2 protein-coding genes and 1 pseudogene are annotated in these 2,001 nt (G+C 55.8%); 1 reads left to right on the plus strand and 2 read right to left on the minus strand.

Going from position 1 to position 2,001, the window contains the following annotated elements:
- Window positions 1-350 precede the first annotated feature (350 nt).
- The gene (locus EN749_RS34800) at window positions 351-995 is read left to right on the plus strand and encodes a 4'-phosphopantetheinyl transferase superfamily protein (protein WP_128364870.1); all 645 of its coding nucleotides are present in this window, start codon (window positions 351-353) and stop codon (window positions 993-995) included.
- On the opposite strand, the pseudogene EN749_RS34805 reads toward EN749_RS34800, so the two are convergent.
- Window positions 971-1,121 (minus strand): annotated as a pseudogene (locus tag EN749_RS34805) (IS1595 family transposase); the annotation flags it as partial. The gene EN749_RS34800 and the pseudogene EN749_RS34805 sit on opposite strands and share 25 nt — an antisense overlap.
- A 354-nt stretch (window positions 1,122-1,475) precedes the next feature.
- On the minus strand, window positions 1,476-2,001 hold a 526-nt coding region (locus tag EN749_RS34810; protein WP_128364871.1), incomplete at its 5' end, for an ATP-binding protein.

Raw genomic sequence — 2,001 nt, forward strand, 5'->3', positions numbered from 1 at the left:
GCTGGGACCGGGTCTTGAGTCCGGAGGCTATTACTGCCGTACCGATTGTAGGCGACCACGTGACGATGATGAGTGTTATGGAAAACCGCAAGGCTCTGGCCCGAGCTATTTCTACACCTTTAACCGGGGTTCTTGAAAAAGATTCCTAGCGAACTGCACCGAAGGTTCTGGCAGTCTGGGATCGCGACAATCGCCAAATGTCGGAGAGTTCTGGCTCGGTGATCCAAAGATGGGAAGCATATGTGGTCTGCCGCCGCTGCTGATCGACGACCGAGTCGGGCAATTTGATTTCAAGGCCAAGCTGCATTGGCTGAGCTTCTCATCCGAAAAGCTCAAAGGGACCAGATAGAATGGAGACTATCACCATTGATCAACAGAACATCCTCGTCGGCATCCGTCCAATAGAACCGGGCGACGAATCCACTTTGTACGATTCCGAAGTTACCTCGTTGGGACGCGCTGTTACCAAAGTTCGCCGCCAAAGCGGTGCTGCAAGAGTAGTCGCCAGAACACTCCTTGGGCAACTGGGATTCCCACAACTGCCGATCCCAAAGACGCGCTCTGGTGTTCCGATCTGGCCACCCGGCATCGTCGGATCTTTGGCGCACTACGATACCGTAGCAGCCGCCGCCATTGCAGGGACGAAAAGAATTGCGGCTCTCGGCATCGACATTGAGCCTAATGAACCTCTGCCGGAGAACCTGATCGAATTGATTGCCACCCCTAACGAACAACGCATGTACGATCTACATCTGCTCAAGCGGCGGGATCTCTTCGTTTTGAAGGAGGCAGTATATAAGGCGTATTTTCCACTGTACAATCAGTTCCTTGAATTCCAGGACGTGGAAATTGATATCTCTGCGCGAGTAGGACACGTGTCGAAGGCAAATTGCACGTTTTCTCTCGAGTTACTTATTTCCAACAATGTAATCGGCTTGGCGTATTCACGGCCGACATTCGGTGACCTTGCTCGGCCCCGTCCCGGAGGTGGGTGATCCGGCCGTTTTCGGGGACTTCCCCCCGGGGTGAAAATGGTCGATCTCGACCGTGCCATCGAGCATGTTTTCCCCCGCCGCCATCAGCCGCAGGGCGTGACCCATGCGCCAGGCTGCGGATTCCGACGTGAAGCCGGCCGCGATTCCAACCAAAGTGTCGTTTAATTGTAAGAATGCAGTCGTTTCGACCAGGATTTGCATCTAATTTGAGAATAGGGAAGTTCGGATTCTCAAATTAGATGCTATCGTATTGGCGAAAGACCGTGCATCCATTGAATTCCATAAGCCGTCTTCGAGAATACGAGGCCGATAAGGTGTTGACATTGATTGTCACATTAAATGCCAATGGCCGGGCTCGATTATCAAATTAAGTGTGCGTATTTCGCAAAAGCCGGACAGGGGTTCCGCTAATTCCCGGACAGTGGTTTCGCTAATGTCGGGACAGTCTGGCGGCGTCGGTCCTTGGGTGCCTTGTTGCGTTCATGGATGATTGATTTCGCCGTTTTCGGCGCCGGTCAAGAGGGGCGCGGCCTTTTGCTTTCGCATGCTGTCGCCCTGGAGCACGATGCGGTGGGCGTTGTGCACGATCCGGTCGAGAATGGCGTCGGCGACGGTGGGGTCTGCGATCAGGTCATGCCATCTGGCCACCGGGACCTGGGCGGTGATCAGGGTGGATTTGCGGCGATAGCGTTCCTCGACGATTTCGAACAGATGGAAGCGCTGCTGGTCGGTGAGGCTGTGGGTTCCGAAGTCATCGAGGATGAGCAGTTGCGCGCGGGTGAGTTTGTCGATGAGGCGTGGGAAGCGGCCATCGAGACGAGCGAGCGCCAAATCCTCGAACAGGCGCGGCACGCGCACATAGAGCACGGAATGATCGAGCCGTGCCGCTTGCCGGCCGAAGGCGCAGGCCAGCCACGACTTGCCGGTTCCGGTCTGGCCGGTGACGATCAGGTTCTCATGCGCTTTCAGCCATTCGCCCTGGGCGAGCGCCATGGTACTGCGCCGG

The sequence above is a fragment of the Mesorhizobium sp. M7A.F.Ca.ET.027.02.1.1 genome, from assembly GCF_004022985.1.
In the GTDB taxonomy this organism is placed as follows: Bacteria; Pseudomonadota; Alphaproteobacteria; order Rhizobiales; family Rhizobiaceae; genus Mesorhizobium.